This is a genomic window from Amycolatopsis sulphurea, assembly GCF_002564045.1.
In the GTDB taxonomy this organism is placed as follows: domain Bacteria; phylum Actinomycetota; class Actinomycetes; order Mycobacteriales; family Pseudonocardiaceae; genus Amycolatopsis; species Amycolatopsis sulphurea.
This window is the reverse complement of the sequence record NZ_PDJK01000002.1, coordinates 2,382,433-2,398,225: the sequence shown is the minus strand read 5'-3', so window position 1 is coordinate 2,398,225 and position 15,793 is coordinate 2,382,433. Positions and strand designations below refer to the sequence as shown.

18 protein-coding genes are annotated in these 15,793 nt (G+C 69.0%); 9 read left to right on the top strand and 9 right to left on the bottom strand.

From position 1 onward, the window contains the following. Positions 1–30: 30 nt before the first annotated feature. Positions 31–666 carry an SCP2 sterol-binding domain-containing protein gene (locus ATK36_RS17290; RefSeq protein ID WP_098512508.1) on the bottom strand — a complete coding sequence of 212 codons (636 nt, stop codon included), beginning with the start codon at positions 664–666 and terminating at the stop codon, positions 31–33. Positions 667–786: 120 nt separating this feature from the next. Between ATK36_RS17290 and ATK36_RS17285 the strand changes: the two genes are divergently transcribed. Continuing rightward, on the top strand, positions 787–1,446 hold the full coding sequence (locus tag ATK36_RS17285) for a TetR/AcrR family transcriptional regulator (RefSeq protein WP_098512507.1): 660 nt from the start codon (positions 787–789) through the stop codon (positions 1,444–1,446). On the opposite strand, the gene ATK36_RS17280 is transcribed toward ATK36_RS17285, so the two are convergent. Then, on the bottom strand, positions 1,435–2,271 hold the full coding sequence (locus tag ATK36_RS17280) for a MaoC/PaaZ C-terminal domain-containing protein (protein ID WP_098514953.1): 837 nt from the start codon (positions 2,269–2,271) through the stop codon (positions 1,435–1,437). The genes ATK36_RS17285 and ATK36_RS17280 overlap by 12 nt on opposite strands. After that, positions 2,271–3,605 carry a 3-oxoacyl-ACP reductase gene (locus ATK36_RS17275; protein ID WP_098512506.1) on the bottom strand — a complete coding sequence of 445 codons (1,335 nt, stop codon included), beginning with the start codon at positions 3,603–3,605 and terminating at the stop codon, positions 2,271–2,273. Before ATK36_RS17275 ends, ATK36_RS17280 begins: the two co-directional genes overlap by 1 nt. Positions 3,606–3,700: 95 nt before the next feature. Between ATK36_RS17275 and ATK36_RS17270 the strand changes: the two genes are divergently transcribed. Continuing rightward, entirely contained in the window at positions 3,701–4,990 is a 1,290-nt protein-coding gene (locus ATK36_RS17270; RefSeq protein ID WP_098514952.1) for an acetyl-CoA C-acetyltransferase, read from the top strand. Positions 4,991–5,544: 554 nt separating this feature from the next. Here ATK36_RS17270 and ATK36_RS17265 read toward each other — a convergent pair. Next, the gene (locus ATK36_RS17265) at positions 5,545–6,051 is read right to left on the bottom strand and encodes a DoxX family protein (protein WP_098512505.1); all 507 of its coding nucleotides are present in this window, start codon (positions 6,049–6,051) and stop codon (positions 5,545–5,547) included. A gap of 196 nt (positions 6,052–6,247) precedes the next feature. On the opposite strand from ATK36_RS17265, the gene ATK36_RS17260 reads away from it, so the two are divergent. The 5 genes from ATK36_RS17260 to ATK36_RS17245 all read left to right on the top strand — a co-directional run bounded on the left by ATK36_RS17260 (position 6,248) and on the right by ATK36_RS17245 (position 10,192). Then, positions 6,248–6,976: a MerR family transcriptional regulator gene (locus tag ATK36_RS17260; protein ID WP_098512504.1), complete on the top strand. Its 729-nt coding sequence runs from the start codon at positions 6,248–6,250 to the stop codon at positions 6,974–6,976. Positions 6,977–7,112: 136 nt separating this feature from the next. Beyond that, entirely contained in the window at positions 7,113–8,303 is a 1,191-nt protein-coding gene (locus ATK36_RS17255) for an ATP-binding protein (protein ID WP_098512503.1), read from the top strand. A gap of 256 nt (positions 8,304–8,559) precedes the next feature. Continuing rightward, positions 8,560–8,709 carry a hypothetical protein gene (locus ATK36_RS32290; RefSeq protein WP_162836041.1) on the top strand — a complete coding sequence of 50 codons (150 nt, stop codon included), beginning with the start codon at positions 8,560–8,562 and terminating at the stop codon, positions 8,707–8,709. A 265-nt stretch (positions 8,710–8,974) separates the two neighbouring features. Then, the gene (locus tag ATK36_RS17250) at positions 8,975–9,904 is read left to right on the top strand and encodes a bifunctional helix-turn-helix transcriptional regulator/GNAT family N-acetyltransferase (RefSeq protein WP_098512502.1); all 930 of its coding nucleotides are present in this window, start codon (positions 8,975–8,977) and stop codon (positions 9,902–9,904) included. Then, positions 9,905–10,192 (top strand): hypothetical protein, encoded by a 288-nt coding sequence (locus tag ATK36_RS17245; protein WP_098512501.1) that lies wholly within the window; start codon positions 9,905–9,907, stop codon positions 10,190–10,192. On the opposite strand, the gene ATK36_RS17240 is transcribed toward ATK36_RS17245, so the two are convergent. After that, complete coding sequence (locus tag ATK36_RS17240; protein ID WP_098512500.1) at positions 10,180–10,755, bottom strand: peroxidase-related enzyme; 576 nt, start codon at positions 10,753–10,755, stop codon at positions 10,180–10,182. The two genes, ATK36_RS17245 and ATK36_RS17240, sit on opposite strands and share 13 nt — an antisense overlap. A 46-nt stretch (positions 10,756–10,801) precedes the next feature. Here ATK36_RS17240 and ATK36_RS17235 point away from each other — a divergent pair, with 46 nt between their 5' ends. Then, positions 10,802–11,449 (top strand): hypothetical protein, encoded by a 648-nt coding sequence (locus ATK36_RS17235; protein ID WP_098512499.1) that lies wholly within the window; start codon positions 10,802–10,804, stop codon positions 11,447–11,449. A gap of 33 nt (positions 11,450–11,482) precedes the next feature. On the opposite strand, the gene mctP is transcribed toward ATK36_RS17235, so the two are convergent. Together mctP and ATK36_RS17225 are read right to left on the bottom strand one after the other, a co-directional pair. Next, on the bottom strand, positions 11,483–13,147 hold the full coding sequence (gene mctP, locus ATK36_RS17230) for a monocarboxylate uptake permease MctP (RefSeq protein ID WP_098512498.1): 1,665 nt from the start codon (positions 13,145–13,147) through the stop codon (positions 11,483–11,485). Then, a complete protein-coding gene (locus tag ATK36_RS17225; RefSeq protein ID WP_098512497.1) occupies positions 13,144–13,422 on the bottom strand; it encodes a DUF3311 domain-containing protein in 279 nt (92 codons plus the stop codon). Before ATK36_RS17225 ends, mctP begins: the two co-directional genes overlap by 4 nt. A 318-nt stretch (positions 13,423–13,740) precedes the next feature. Here ATK36_RS17225 and ATK36_RS17220 point away from each other — a divergent pair, with 318 nt between their 5' ends. Beyond that, the gene (locus ATK36_RS17220) at positions 13,741–14,004 is read left to right on the top strand and encodes a helix-turn-helix domain-containing protein (RefSeq protein WP_098512496.1); all 264 of its coding nucleotides are present in this window, start codon (positions 13,741–13,743) and stop codon (positions 14,002–14,004) included. Between the two features lie 101 nt (positions 14,005–14,105). Here ATK36_RS17220 and ATK36_RS17215 read toward each other — a convergent pair whose 3' ends face one another. Further along, entirely contained in the window at positions 14,106–14,693 is a 588-nt protein-coding gene (locus tag ATK36_RS17215) for an EndoU domain-containing protein (RefSeq protein WP_098512495.1), read from the bottom strand. 148 nt (positions 14,694–14,841) lie between these two features. Next, positions 14,842–15,612 carry a DUF6297 family protein gene (locus ATK36_RS17210; RefSeq protein WP_245915412.1) on the bottom strand — a complete coding sequence of 257 codons (771 nt, stop codon included), beginning with the start codon at positions 15,610–15,612 and terminating at the stop codon, positions 14,842–14,844. Positions 15,613–15,793: the final 181 nt, after the last annotated feature.

The window sequence follows — 15,793 nt, the reverse complement described above, 5'->3', positions numbered from 1 at the left end:
TGGCGCGCGGGAGGTTGCGGGGCACGGTGGCTACGCCGGGCGGGGCAGGTCGAAGTAGCCGATCAGACCGGCGGCGAAGGCCAGATCGCCTTTTACCTTGAGCTTTCCGGTCACGAACAACACCGCCGGCGTCGCCTGGTGAGTGATGAGCCGGAAGAAGTCCACTGGCGAGACGGTGATCGTCACCCGCGGCTCTTTGCGCATCTGCCGGGACACGGTGCAGGCGCCTTGCGAGATCGTGGTTTCGTAGCGGTCATAGCCGTCTTCGCCGGAAAGGCGCCAGTGGACGACGGCGTGTAGCGATCTTGCCCGATCGACTCGGATGTGCGCGCCCATCCGGGCAAAGATCTCGTCCAGCACCTTCAGGCGCAGGCCACGGTCGGCGACCACCGCTTCCAGTTGCGCCCGCGACGCGCGCGCGACCAGGGTGGCCAGCCGCTCCGGGTCGACCTTCGCCAACGCGAAAGCCGGTGCCCGCTCGGCGAGTCTCAGCAGCGTGGCGAGCAGTCTGCGGAGGTCTTCCCGGCCCAGCTCACGGGGATCGATCGCGTCGGCGACCGCATTCACGTCGGTCACGCCGGGGTCGGCGATATCCGCCTGATCCAGGGCGTCGAGCAGCGCCGGCCCGCGCAGGCTGGGGCCGGTCGGCTCGGCATCGTCGGCCATCGGACTCCCTTCCCGCGCACCGCGAGCGCAAGGCTACCGACGAGTAGGTAAGCAGGCAAGCCAGCTCCGGCCACGCCGACCGGTACCGTCTCTTGCCAGCAAGAGGAGGTCAGAACCACAGTGTCCGACGAAGCCCCGCCCCCACCCGAGCGCGCCCGCCGGCTGCCCCGCGCGGTCCGCGAGCGGCAGATCCTGGACGCCGCGGTGCAGGTGTTCGCCCGCCACGGCTACCACGCGGCCTCGATGGACGAGATCTCCGAGGTCGCAGGGGTCTCCAAGCCGATGATCTACACCTATTTGGGCGCCAAGGAGGACCTGTTCGGCAAGTGCGTCCAGCGCGAGGCGAACCGCCTGCTGGAGGCCGTCCAGGCCGGCGTGCAACCCGAACTGCCGCCGGACATGCAGCTGTGGCACGGCCTGCGTTCCTTCTACCGCTTCGTCGGCGAGTACCGCGAATCCTGGACGGTGTTGCACCGCCAGGCCCTCACCGTCGGCGGCACGTTCGCCGCCGAGATCACCGACATGCGCATGCGTGCGATCGAGCTGGTCGCCGCGCTGGTCGTGGCTGCGGGCACGCGGAAAGGGCTCGGCGAGCAGGCGGAGTTCTCCGGGACCGGCCTGTCCGCGGCGCTGGTGGGCGCGGCGGAATCGCTGGCCGACTGGGCGCTGGACCACCCGGAGATCTCCGACGGCGTGCTCGCTTCGTGGCTGATGAATCTCGTCTGGCTCGGGTTCAACGACCTCGTCGAAGGACAGGTCTGGAAGCCGTCAGACGCCTGAGATCACGCCGTCGAGATGCGGCTTCGGCTTGCGGGCGTGCCACAGTTCGAAGGCCCAGCCGTCGTCGGTGTGCCAGCTGGTGAACGCGGCCTTCGCGGGGAGCAGCACCGGTTGTTTGAACCGCACCTCGACGCTGAACGCGGGCGGCAGCCGGCCTTCGAACGAGGCCAGCGCATGGGCCTTCGTCCACATGCCGTGCGCGATCGCCTTCGGGAAGCCGAACATGCGGGCGGTCAGCGGGTGCAGGTGGATCGGGTTGCGGTCGCCCGAAACCTCGGCGTAGCGGCGGCCGATGTCGCCCGGGATATGCCACAGTCCGGTGGGCGACGGAGGTGTCAGGGCCGCGCGAGGACCGGCCGGCGAGGAGCCCTCGCCGCGACGTAGATAAGTCGACACCGCTGACCACACGGTTTCCTCACCGACGCGCAGCTCGCTCACGAGGTCGAGCTGCCGGCCCTTCTCGTGCGGCCGCAGGTTCGCCGCGCGCACCCGGGCACTGAACGTCTCGCCGAGGCGCAGCGGACGACGCTGGGTGATCCGGTTTTCCACGTGCACCAAGCCGAGCAGCGGGAACGGGAAACCCGGTTCGGTCATCAACGACATCTGCATGCCGAAGACGAGCATGTGCGGATACGTCGCGGGTAGCTCGTCGGAGTAGCGGAATCCGCAGACGTCGGCGTAGGCCGCGACGTGCGCGGGGTCCACGACGACCTCGGGGCGCACCAACTCGATGTCCGGCAGCGTCGTCCCGCCGCCACGGCTCAGCAGCGCTTTCGCGTACAGCGAAGCCAGATTCGGCGCACTGCTCAGCTCACGGACCGTCATCACGCCCCCAGCAGCGCTTGGCCACACACGCGGACCACGTTGCCGTTGACCGCCGCGGACGCCGGATTCGCGTACCACGCAATGGTTTCCGCGACGTCCACCGGCAATCCGCCCTGCCCGAGACTGGACAGCCGCCGCCCGGCCTCGCGAATGAACAGCGGGACGGCGGCGGTCATCCGCGTCTCGATGAGCCCGGGGGCGACCGCGTTGATCGTGCCGCCGTACTCGGCGAGCTGCGGGGCACCGACGTTCACCATGCCGATCACGCCCGCCTTCGACGTGGCGTAGTTGGTCTGGCCTACGTTGCCGGCGATTCCCGCAATCGAGGAGACACCGACGATACGGCCGTTTTCGTTGAGCACCCTGTCACCGAGCAGCTTGTCGTTCACCGCCAGCTGCGCGGCCAGGTTCACGGCGAGTACCGCGTCCCAGCCCGCTTCGGTCAGGTTGCCGAGTGTCTTGTCCCGGGTGATCCCTGCGTTGTGCACGACGACATCGATGCCGCCACGCCGGGTCGTCAGGTATTCGGCGAGCCTCTCCGGCGCGTCGGCGGCGGTGACGTCCAGCTGCAGTGCGGAACCACCGATCCGATTGGCCACTGTGGACAGATCCGCGCCCTGCGCCGGGATGTCCAACGCGACCACGTGCGCGCCGTCGCGGGCCAGCGTCTCGGCGATCGCCGCGCCGATCCCGCGCGAGGCACCGGTGACCAGCGCGGTCTTGCCGTCCAACGGCTTGTCCCAGCTCGCCGGCGTAGGCGCGGTCTTGGCGTGCGTACCGACGCGGATCACCTGTGCGTCCACGAAGGCCGACTTCGCAGACAAGAGGAACCGAAGCGTGGACTCGGTGGCTTCTTCAGCGCCTTCGGCCACGTACACGAGTTGCGCCGTCGCCCCGCGCTTCAGCTCCTTGCCGACCGAGCGGACGAAGCCTTCCAGCGCCCGCTGCGCGATCCGCTCACGCCCCTCGACGAACTCCGGCGGCGTGCCGAGGACGACCACCCGGCCGGACGAGCCGACCTTGCGGATCACCGGGTGGAAGAACCGATAAACTTCGCGCAGCTCGCCCGGGTCCCGGACGCCGGTGGCGTCGAAGACCAGGGCCGCGTGCCGCTCGGCAGGCGTGCTGAGCACCTCGATCCCGGCGCCGGCGAGCTGCGCCTGAACGGACTTCTCCAGCCGGCCGCCGGGCGCCGCACCGAAAAGCGCGGGACCTTCGAGCGCGGGCTGACCGGGGCGGTACCGGCGCAGCGTCGCGGGGCTGGGCAGGCCGAGCTTCGGCACCACGAACCGCCCCAGCGGGGTTTTCGTGAACTGCTGGTACCTGTCCGCCATCACGCGCCTCCCGTGCCGTCTGCGTCCTGCCGCAGTCTAACTTACTCGCAAGTAGGTTACAGTGGACGCTGGACGATTTCAGAGAGGTGGACGTCATGGCGACCAGGAAGACCCCTGCGGTGCGCAAGGTCGCGATCGTCGGCGGGAACCGGATCCCGTTCGCGCGATCGAACGGGCCCTACGCCCGGGCGGCCAACCAGGACATGTTCACCGCCGCGCTGGACGGCCTGGTCAGCCGGTTTTCCTTGCAGGACGAGGTGATCGGCGAGGTGGCCGCGGGTGCGGTGCTGAAGCACTCGAAGGACTTCAACCTGGCCAGGGAAAGTGTGCTGGGCAGCAGGCTCTCGCCCGTGACCCCGGCCTCCGACGTGCAGATGGCCTGCGGCACCGGATTGCAGGCGGTGATCAACATCGCCCACAAGATCGCACTCGGGGAAATCGATTCGGCGATTGCCGGCGGGGTCGACACCACGAGTGACGCCCCGCTCGCGGTGCACCCGGAACTGCGGAAGATCCTCGTACGGCTCAACGCCGCCAAGACGCTGCCGGACCGGCTCAAGCTCGCCGCGAAGATCCGGCCCGGTCACCTGGTGCCGGAGATCCCGCGCAACTCCGAGCCGCGCACCGGGTTGTCGATGGGGGAGCACGCCGCGCTCACCGCGAAGGTCTGGGACATAACCCGCGATGCGCAGGACGAACTCGCCGCGGCCAGCCACCGCAACCTCGCCGCCGCCTACGACCGCGGGTTCTTCGACGATCTGCTCACCCCGTTCCTCAAGCTGACCCGCGACCAGAATCTGCGGCCGGACTCGTCGGTGGAGAAGCTGGCCCGGCTCAAGCCGGTGTACGGCGGCGCGGACGGGACGATGACCGCAGGCAACTCGACGCCCCTCACCGACGGCGCGTCCACCGTGCTGCTCGCGACCGACGCGTGGGCCAAGGCGCACAACCTGCCGGTGCTGGCCTACTTGACGTTCAGCCAGACCGCGGCGGTCGATTACGTGCACGGCGGCGAGGGTCTGCTGATGGCGCCTGCTTACGCTGTGCCACGGATGCTGGAGCGAGCGGGACTTTCCCTGCAGGACTTCGACTTCTACGAGATCCACGAAGCGTTCGCGTCGCAGGTGCTCGCCACGCTCAAGGCGTGGGACGACCCGGCGTTCGCCAAGGAGAAGCTGGGGCTGGACGCGCCGCTCGGCCCGATCGACCGGGCCAAGCTCAACGTGAATGGTTCCTCGCTGGCCGCCGGGCACCCGTTCGCCGCGACCGGTGGGCGGATCGTGGCCACGCTGGCGAAACTGCTGCACGAGAAGGGCTCGGGCCGCGGCCTGATCTCGATTTGCGCGGCAGGCGGGCAGGGCGTGACGGCGATCTTGGAGAAGTAGGCGAGCTTGGAGAGGTCATCGGGACGCGCCGGTGGAATGCCGGTGTGGCCCGGCGGTTTTCGCAGCCGAATGGGTGCCGGGCCGGATCGGGCCAGGTCAGGCCGATCCGGGCCAGGCCGATCCGGGCCAGGCCGGGTCGGGTCGATCCGGGCCAGGCCGGGTCGAGTCGATCGGGCCCATCCGGCCAGGCCGGATCGGGCCAGGTCAGGCCGATCCGGGCCGGGCCGATCTGGGCCGATCCGATCCGATCTGGGCCGGGCCGGGCCGATCCGGATCGGGTCAATCCGGGCCGGGCCGGTCAATCCGGGCCGGATCGGGTCAAAATCCGAGGCGCATCGAGCAGCGTCGGGCCAGTCGGGGTCGCGTCCGGTCGGGTCGATCCGAGCCGAGCCACGTCAGGTCAGGTCACGTCAGGTCAATCCGAATCGAGCCGGACCGATCCGGGTCGAGTCACGTCGGCCCAATCCGGCCCCGCCCAATCCGGCCCCGCCCGATCCGGCCCCGCCCGATCCGGCCCCGCCCAATCCGGCCCGGCCCGGCCCGCAAGACCACCGTCAGTCCGTCCGGGACCGCTCCGCCTTCTTGCCCAGCCGTTCCGCCCGCTTGCCCGCCTTCTTCGCGGCGCGGCGGGCCCGCCAGCCCAGCGACGGCTTGCCCGCGGTGTCGCCCACCGCCAGGAGCAGGCCACCGGCCAGACCGGCGTTCTTCAGGAAGTGCACCTGCTGGCCCGCTTTGGCCACCGGGTCGGTCTCCGCCCAGAACCGGTGGCTGGCCAGGGTGGTCGGCACCAGCGAGCCGAGCAGCGCGACCGCCGCCAGGCGCGGGGCCCGGCCGGTGGCCAGCGCGAAGCCGGCGCCGATCTTGACCGCGGCGTCGATGCGCACCAGCGTCGCCGGGTCGCGCGGTACCCGCTCCGGCACCAGACCGTCGGCCTTGTCGAAGGCGCCGGTGATCAGGGGTTCGGCAGCCTTCGCGTGGCCTTGCACATCGCGGAGGGCGCCGATCCCGCCGAAGATGAAGATCGACGCGAGCAGTGGGCGTGCCGCCCGGCGCAGAATCACGGTTCCGCCTCTCTGGGTCTGTGGTCCCTTGCCGAAAATCTACCGCCACCAAGGGCCTCACGGCTCGTCGCCGAACCCGAATAGTGCTCGATAGCCGAATATCGGGAAAACCCTAGACAACGGAATACGCCGCTACCGAACGCTTGACCTTGACACTGCGTCAACCTCTACCGTCGAAGCGATCAGGAGGTCGGGAATGGAGTGGTCGATCCAGGAAATCGCCAAATCCGCAGGTACGACGAGCCGGACGCCGCGCCATTACGACGCGGTGGGGCTGCTGGCGCCGACACGGATCGGCGGCAACGGGTATCGCTACTACGACGAACAGGCACTCGTCCGGCTGCAGCGGATCCTGCTGCTGCGCGAGCTGGGGCTGGGGCTGCCCGCGATCGCCGAAGTGCTCGACGGCCAGCGCGACAGCGCGGTGGCCCTGAAAACGCATCTCGCGCTGCTCGAACAGGAGCGGCAGCGGATCAGCAGGCAGATCGACTCCGTCCGGACCACGCTGCGGAAGCTGAAAGGAGGTCAACGCCTCATGGCGAACGAGGTCTTCGGCGGATTCCACCACACGCGGTACGAGGAGGAGATCACGCGACGCTGGGGCGCTGAGGCCTACCGAAGCGGCGGCGAGTGGTGGCGCTCGCTGTCGCCCGCAGAGAAGCAGGCGCACCAGCAGGAGCAACAGGACATTGCGACAGCGTTCGCAGCTGCTCGCGAAGCTGGGTACGGCGCCGGTTCCGACGAAGCGCAGGCCGTGACCCGACAGCTGCACGAGTGGCTACGCCCAGCAGTGCGGTCGGTGTCGAGGAGCTGCTTCGCAGGCCTCGGCCAGCTGTACGTGGACGACGCGTACGACGGCGCCGGCACTGCCGAGTACATCCTCGACTCGATGAAGATCTACTCGGCGCGGAACCTGCCGGGCTGACCCGACGTCGGAGTGATGCTGGGGGTAGGGATGGACGGGGCTGCAGACCCGGCCATCCCTCGGCACCGAGCCGACACGGCTAGCGCGGTATGGCGGAATATCGGGTGGGAGCTAGACAACCGGATACGGTGCCGGAGTGGACCCCATCCGCAATCCGTTCGCGCCCGGTGCCGGGCAGCGCCCGCCGGAGCTGGCGGGGCGGGAACGCGAGCTGAAGGCGTTCGAGGTGGTGCTCGAACGCGTGGCGCGGGGCCGTCCGGAGCGCAGCCTCGTGCTCACCGGGCTGCGCGGCGTCGGCAAGACCGTGCTGCTAGGCGAGCTGCGTTCGATGGCGATCCGGCACGGCTGGGGTGCGGGCAAGATCGAGGCGCGACCGGACGCCGAGCTGCGCCGTCCGCTGTCCGCCGCACTGCATCGGGCGATCCGCGACCTCGCGGTGCGCCACCGCGCGCCGGACCGGGTGGAAACCGTGCTCGGCGTGCTCAAAGCGTTCGCGCTGAAGGCGAGCAAGCCGGACGCGAAGCTACGCGACCGCTGGCAGCCCGGGATCGACTCGCCCGCGGCGCAGGGCCGGGCCGATTCCGGCGACATCGAGATCGACCTGGTGGAGCTGTTCACCGACGTCGCGGAGCTGGCCGCGGACGTCGGCACGGGCGTCGCCCTGTTGATCGACGAGATCCAGGATCTGCTGCCGGACGACGTTTCGGCGCTGTGCGCGGCCTGCCACGAGCTGTCGCAGTCAGGCGCACCGCTCGTGGTCGTGGGCGCCGGGCTGCCGCACGTGCCCGCGGTGCTGTCCGCATCGAAGTCCTACTCGGAGCGGCTCTTCCGGTACGCCCGCATCGACCGGCTGGACCGGCCGGACGCCGACCTCGCCGTCCTCGCCCCGATCGAGCGCGAGGAAGCGGGCATCGAGCCGGAGGCGCTGGACGCGCTCTTCGACGCTTCCGGCGGGTACCCGTACTTCATCCAGGCCTACAGCAAGGCCGCCTGGGACGCCGCACCGGACGACCCGATCACGGTCAAGGACGTACAGGTCGCCGCACCCGAGGCGGAGGCGGAGCTGGCCGTCGGGTTCTTCGGGTCCCGCTACGAGCGCGCGACCCCGGCCGAGCGCGAGTACCTGCTCGCGATGGCCGAGCTGACCCAGGGCAAGGACGAGGCCGCCAGCACCGCGGACGTGGCCGTTTACCTGGGCCGCAAGCCTTCCTCGCTGTCGCCGGCCCGGGACAACCTGATGAAGAAGGGGCTGGTCTACTCCGCCGAACGCGGGCAGATCGCCTTCACCGTGCCGCATTTCGGGCATTACCTGCTCGGCCGCGACTGACCCACGGCGCCCCTCGTCGGCGTCTATGCAGCTGCCTATCGCTTTCTAGCGGAGAAGCTAGATAGCCGTAGAAAAACTGGGTGCGTTACCTGCTTGTGACTGCCAACACGAAATCTGTCCGGCCAAATCTGGATCTTGGCCGATGATTCTTCGGCCAGTGCGGCACATCACCGTTGAATCGTTGGATTCCTTGTGAAAAAAGGTGCATACTAGAGACACAGCCAACGAAGATCTTGCAAAGGGGATGCAGACACCAATGAGCAACATCGCCGCCAAGCTCCGTGCCCGTCGCGCCGAGGCTCGCACTCGCCGGGCGCTGAACCGCGCGATCGACACCGCGGCCACCTCCACGGTCCGGCAGGAGCTCATCGCGCTGGCGCAGGCACGTCAGCCGTTCATGCGCTGACCTGCGTCAACGACGGTGGTCACCACACGTACGTGAGTGATCCAGACCACATGAGAGCAAGGGTGTAACGCCGCGCTACATGGCTTCGATACCCCCTACGACCCCGTGATGCTGGCGGACCCCCGACCTGGCAGCATCACGGGGTTTCCATATTTCCGGGCCTGGTCGCCCGCCGCCGTCCCAGCAGGGGAGAAACCCCTTGCCTCGCCCGGCCCCGCCGGTAATCCTTGACTCAGGCAACGATCTGAGGGTGAGGTACTCCAGGATGACCGGCTCCAGTCTGGCCGAACGCGTCGCCGCGGTGCGCGCGTTCAACCGGCTCTACACCGGCGTGATCGGCGTGCTCGACGAGGGCCCGGCCGACGCCGAGTACTCGCTGAGCGAGGCCCGGGTGCTGTTCGAACTCGCCCAGCAGGAGCAGGTGCAGGTCACCGAGCTGCGCAAGCGGCTTTCCCTCGACGGCGGGTACGCCAGCAGGCTGCTGAGCAGGCTCGAAACCCGCGGCCTGCTCGTGCGCGAGCGCAGCACGAGCGACGCGCGCAAGCAGGTGGTCGCGCTGACCGCGGCGGGCCGGGCGGCGTTCGCCGATCTGAACGGCCGCTCGACCCGGCAGATCGGCGGGCTGCTGGAACGGTTCCCCGACCGCGACCAGCGCCGGCTGCTCGGCGCGATGGGGACCATCACCGCACTCGTCGGTCAGCCCCCGCGCCCGGTACCCATGGTGACGCTGCGCGCCCCACGTCCGGGTGACCTCGGCTGGGTGACGCAGCGGCATGGTGAGCAGTACGCCGAGGAGTACGGGCTCAACGAACGGTTCGAGGCACTCGTGACCAGGATCGTCGCGGACTACGCCGAGCACCCCGATCCCCGCCAGACCGGCTGGATCGCCGAGCTGGACGGCGCGCGTGTCGGCAGCATCTTCTGCATGCCCGGCGCCGACCCGGACCTCGCGAAGCTGCGGATGCTCCTGCTGGAGCCGGCCGCGCGCGGGCACGGCGTCGGCAAGCGGCTCGTGCGGGAGTGCGTCGAGTTCGCCCGTTCGCACGGGTACGCCCGGATGGAGCTGTCCACGCTGTCGGTGCTCAGCGCCGCCCGCGGGATCTACCGCGCGGCCGGGTTCGAACTCGCCGATCAGTACCCCACCGACGAGTTCGGGCCGCTGCTGACCGAAGAAATCTGGCGGCTGGAGTTCTAGATGTTCGTCGCCTACTGCGCTGTCTGCGACCGCCGGACGCTGCTGGGCGTCGACGAGATCGACTGGGTCGAGAACCTCACCCGCGGGGTGCTCTCGGTCTCCGGTCGCTGCCCGCGCGGGCACGAGGTGGTCATCCTCACCGGCGACGCGTTCACCCCGCACCGGGACCCGCGCTACTTCGGCCCGGCACCGCGGATCTGGACCGAACCGCTGAACCGGATGCGCAGCTGGCTGCGCATCCGGTTCCAGCTGAGCAGGGACCTGCCCGGACCGTTCTACCGCTTCTGACGGCCCATCAGATAGAACTCCGAGTTGGGCCGCAACGCGGTCAGGTGCGCCAATCGGTTGGACATCGCGAACAGCGCGGTGATGGCGCCGATGTCCCAGATCTCGTCCTCGGTGAGCCCGGCTTCGCGGGCCGCTTCGAGATCACCTTCGCCGAACAGCGCCGACTCGTGGGCCAGTGCCAGCGCGAGATCCACGATCGCGCGGCCACGTTCGTCGAGTTCCACCTGCCACGGGTTCGCGGCCACCCGGTCGGACAGCTCCGGGTCCTTGGCCCGGATCCGCAGGATCGCCCCGTGCGCGACCACGCAGTAAGTGCAGTGGTTCGCCCCGGACGTCGCGACCACGACCAGCTCGCGTTCGGCCTTGCTGAGTCCGCCCTCGCGCTCCATCAGCGCGTCGTGGTAGTCGAGGAAGGCCCGCAGCTCGGCCGGCCGGTGGCCGAGCGCGCGGAAGATGTTCGGCGTGAATCCGGACTTCTCCGCGATGGCCCCGATCCGGGTACGCAGGTCGTCGGGCAGGTCTTCGAGTTCCGTCACCGGGAACCGGCTCACCGCGTCGCTCATGCCCCCAAGGTATCTCTGTCAACCCGGGAGGAGTTTCCTTACGGGCGTGGACTGGACCGCGTATGTGGACGGCTACTGCGAACGGCTCGCCCCCGGGCTGTGGGGCGAGCCCTTCAACGACGTGACCAACCTGGCCTTCCTTGTGGCTGCCGGGCTGGTCTGGTGGGGAGCGAACGCACAGCGGCACGGGCTGGTGCTCGCCGGGCTGATCGGGCTGGTGTTCGTGGCCGGCAGCGTGTTCCACCTGGTCGCGACGCGGTGGGGAGCGGTCGCGGACTCGTCGGCGATCGCGGTGTTCCTGCTGTATTACGCGGCGATGTTCCCGCGGATGTTCTTCGGCGTGCCGATGCGGTGGTCCTGGCTCGCCGCGCCCGCGTTCGCCGGGCTGACCGCAGCGACGGCGGCGTCCGGTGGCGGGCTCTACCTGCCGGCATTGATCGGGCTTGCCGCGTTCACGGTGGCACTCGCGGCCGCGCGCGATCCGTACTGGGCGCACTTCGCGGTAGCCGGGGCGATTTTCGCGCTGTCACTGGCCTTTCGCCAGGTCGACGAGGTCGTGTGCGATGTCTTCCCGACCGGCACGCACTTCCTGTGGCACCTGCTCAACGCGGTGGTGCTGTACGTGGTCTCGAACGCCATGATCGCGAAAACGGCCCGCTCACCGGAAGATGAGCGGGCCGTTTCGTCCGATTAGGACTCAGTACGACAGGACTCAGTACGACAGGACTCAGTGCGCGCCGATCGGGCGCAGGTCCTTGTCGTGTTCGTCCGCGTGGTAGTCCTCGGGGCCGGTGTCGTCCCGGCCCGGGTTCCACTTCAGCGCACGGGCGAGCACCGAGACCACCGCCGCGACCAGGATGTTCGCGATCAGCGCCACGAAACCGGGATAGATCTGCACCGCGACCAGCCCGGTGCCGCCGAACGGGTGCCAGCCGAAGATCGACAGGTTGCCCATCGCCAGCGCGGACCCGCCGAAGTGCTGTTTGCCGTTGGCCGGGTTGGGAATGCCGTACAGCATGATCAGGCCCCAGCCCATGCCCACGGCCCAGCCGGCGATCAGCCCCGCCTTGTGGAACCAGCGGGTGTAGAGCGCGATCGCCACCGCGGGCAGCGTCTGCAGGATCAGCACCCCGCCGATGAGCTGCAGGTCGATGGAGAACTGCGGATCGATCAGGATGATCACCAGCACCGCGCCCAGCTTCACCACCAGCGAAGCGAGCTTGGCCTGCTTGGCCTCCTGCCTCGGCGTCGCGTCCTTGCGGAGGTACTCCTTGTAGATGTTGCGGGTCCACAGGTTCGCCGCGGCGATCGACATGATCGCCGCGGGTACCAGCGCGCCGATCCCGATCGCGGCGAACGCGATTCCGGCGAACCAGTTCGAGAACTGCGAATCGAACAGCAGCGGGACGATGGTGTTGCCGTCCGGCTTGCCGGTGGCCGCGTTGGTCAGCGGCTTCACTCCGGCCGTGATCGCGACGTAGCCGAGCAGCGCGAGCAGGCCGAGCACGAACGAGTAGGCGGGCAGCGCGACCATGTTGCGCTTGATAACGTTGCGCCCGCGGGAGGCAAGCACGCTGGTCAGCGAATGCGGGTACAGGAACAGCGCGAGCGCAGAGCCGAGCGCCAGCGTCGCGTACTGCAGCTGGTTGTTGGAGTTCAGCAGGAGCGAACCGGCCGGTTTGCCGGTCGCCGGGCTCGGCTTCGCCAGCGTTTCCTTGGCCGTGTCGAAGATGTGGCTCCAACCGCCGAGCTTGGACGGCAGGTAGATGATCGCCACGATGATCACGAGGTAGATCAGGATGTCCTTGACGAACGCGATCAGCGCGGGCGCGCGCAGGCCCGACTGGTAGGTGTAGAGCGCCAGGATCAGGAAGGCGACCAGCAACGGCAGGTGCCCGACGATGCCGGAACCGTTGATGCCCATGGTGCGCAGCACGGCTTCGAGGCCGACCAGCTGCAGTGCGATGTAGGGCATGGTCGCGACGATGCCGGTGATCGCGATCAGCAGCGCCAGCGTCGGCGAGCCGAAGCGGCCGCGGACGAAGTCGGCCGGGGTCACGTACCCCTTGGACCGGCTGACCGACCACATCCGCAACGCGGGCAGCAGCACGATCGGATAGACGACGATCGTGTAGGGCAGCGCGTACATGCCGAGCGCGCCGGCGCTGAACACGAGCGCGGGCACCGCGACGAAGGTGTAGGCGGTGTAGAGGTCACCGCCGAGCAGGAACCAGGTGATCCAGGAACCGAACTTCCGGCCGCCGAGGCCCCATTCGTCGAGGTGGTCCAGCGATCCGCCCGCCTTCCACCGTGACGCGACGAAGCCGAGCACGGTGACCAGCGCGAACAGGACGATGAAGATGCTCAGCTCGACCCATTGGATGTGGTTCATCGGGCGTTCCCCTCGTCCAGGTCGTCCACGTCCCGCTCGTCGCGGGTCGGGTTGGCCGGTTTGTTCCGGGTCGCCCAGTAGACGATGCCGGTGCACAGCACGCCGGCGACCACGAAGACCAGCTGGAACCAGTAGAAGAAGGGCATGCCGAACAGGCGTGGCTCAGCTGAGTTGAACAGCGGCGTGACCAGGATCAGCAGCGGGATGAGCAACAGCAGGTTCCAGGCGCTGAACTGGAATCCGCGCACCCGCCGGTCCGGTTTGGCAGTGGACATGGGACCTCACCTAACACTTGCGCAACACAGCGACGGCCTGACCCTAGAACCTCGGCGTGGCGAGCGGCACAGCTGCCCGGTATCGATGTGAACAGAGTGGTTTTCCAACCCGGATGCTGTGGACACCTCCGTGGAGAACCCGCCGGGAACGGGCCTGTACCGCCGATCGGCGCAACGCGGAAAACCCCATTGTGCGGGGTCGCGAACCGCCGGATGCCCCCAGAAATTGTGTCCCGGTTCGGTTGTCCACGGCCCCGGCTCCCTTGTGCACAGAGTTGTCCACAGGCAGTGGACAACTCTGTGGCTAGACTGGGCGGCATGGTGCGCGTGCCTCTCACCGACGAAGAACGCTCCCGCGGCGAGCGGCTGGGCGTGGTGCTGCGCGCCGCCCGGGCCGGCCGGAGCATGACCGAGGTGGCCGCGGAGGCGGGGATCTCGGTGGAGACCCTGCGCAAGATCGAAACCGGCCGGATCCCGACCCCGGCGTTCTTCACCGTCGCGGCGATCGCGGACGCCGTGCAGCTACCCCTCGACCGGCTGCGCCTCGCCTGCGACCCCACCCGCCTCTCCCCAGCCAGCTAGCCTTCCCCGCACCCCGATTCGCAGGCTGTGAAGGGGCCCTTCACGGACTCTGAGTCTGTGAAGGGCCCCTTCACGGACCTCCGCGGTCTGCGCAGGGAGGTTCACGGCCCTTGAACGGGGCCGAGTTCGGCGAGGATGCGGGTGCGGTCGTTGAGGAAGACGCAGTCGCGGGCGGGCAGGTCGAACGAGTTCAGCAGTTTCTCGAAATCGGCGAACTCGTCCGCGGTCAGCCGGAAGCCGGTGTGCGTGAAGTGCGCGGCCAGGGTGTCGGCCAGTTCCTCCCATTCGCCCGACCACTGGAGTTCGAGGTAGTAGGCCAGATCCCGCTTGGCCAGGCGGTCGGTCAGCTGCTGCAGGAGGCTGCCGAGGAAGTAGCTGATGCGGTTGCCCGAGCGGTCCGTCACGGCGGGGTTCGCCGGGTCACGGGCGGTGTCGGGATTGCGGAGCACGCCGGGGCCGGACAACGGGTAGCCGGTGTGCACGTGGCCGTTGCCGTTCACCAGGACCGCGACGTGCACGCCGTACCGCTCGCCCGCGCAGCGCCAGCGGCCGTTGTACTGCTGGCGGCGGGGTCCGTCGGGGTCGTTGGCCACGTCCTTGAGCACCGCGATGATCTGCTCGGCACTCCAGTCCGAAGGGAACTCCGTGGTCGCCCGATGACCGGCGCCGGATCCGTGTCCACCACCCATTCGGGGCTCCTCTCGTCGGCACGGAGCCTACTGTGCCGATCATTACCAATCCGACCACAGTCACGGCCTAATGGCTTCGTAGCAACGGTTACGTGCCGAGTGGGGGTCGATCTACCAATGGTCGGATTAGTAACTCCGCCGCGCAAGTTCAGCCGGTCAGCGTCAGCAGCAGGATGCCGAGCACCAGCAGGTCCGGGCCGCGGAACAGCTGCCGCGCCAGGTTCGCGGGCATCGGGCCGGCCGGGGTGTCCACGAAACCGGCGCTGCTGTAGTCCACCGGCGCGCGCGTCACGGTGCGCAGTACCGAAAGCACCGCAAGGATCACCGTCACCCACGCGCGCTGCGAGACCGACGTGCCCAAGGCCAGTAGTGCCACCCCCAGTAGCACCGGCCACGCAAGAGCGACCGCCACGAGGACCGCTCCGTGTGCGATCACCAGCTCCCACGACGTCGAACCCAGCCACCTCCGTCGCCCAGGATTTCGCCAGAGCACGCCCAAACCGGCACCGAACGGAATCAACGCGATGTACCCGCCCAATCCGACAAGTACTTCACCGGGAAGCGTCGGCACGGCAACGTGCCCGACGGCCACCGCGACCAGCAGCACCGCCCCCGCGTACCGCGAACGGCCGAGCGGGCCGACCCAAGCCAGCCGCAACGGCGTGGGCGGGCGCAGTGACCACTTGCCCGAGGGCGCGGCCTCCGGCAGCAGCATCATCGGATCCAGGAACGTCACCGCGACCGACCGAAGCAGCCGTGCGTTCCAGCCTTCGAGCAGCACCTCCCGCCCGGCCCGCGTCACTGCCTCAACGCCGAATGCGAACGCCGTCCCGCCCAACGCGAGCGCGGCGCCGACGTACTGCACGAACACCGCGTCCAACTGCGCTGCGGAAATCACCACTCCCGCCGCGGCCGGCACCAGCGGACCCGCGGCTTCGACCTGGAACGCGGTGCGCCGCGCGGTCGCGAAGGCCAGGACGAAGCTGCCCGCGACGAGTGCCGCGGCGGCCCGCCACCAGTCCGCCGAACGCGAGCATCAGCGCGGCCGGGTAGCCGATCACCAGGAAGAATCCGCACAACCCGCCGGCCAGCCGGGACGC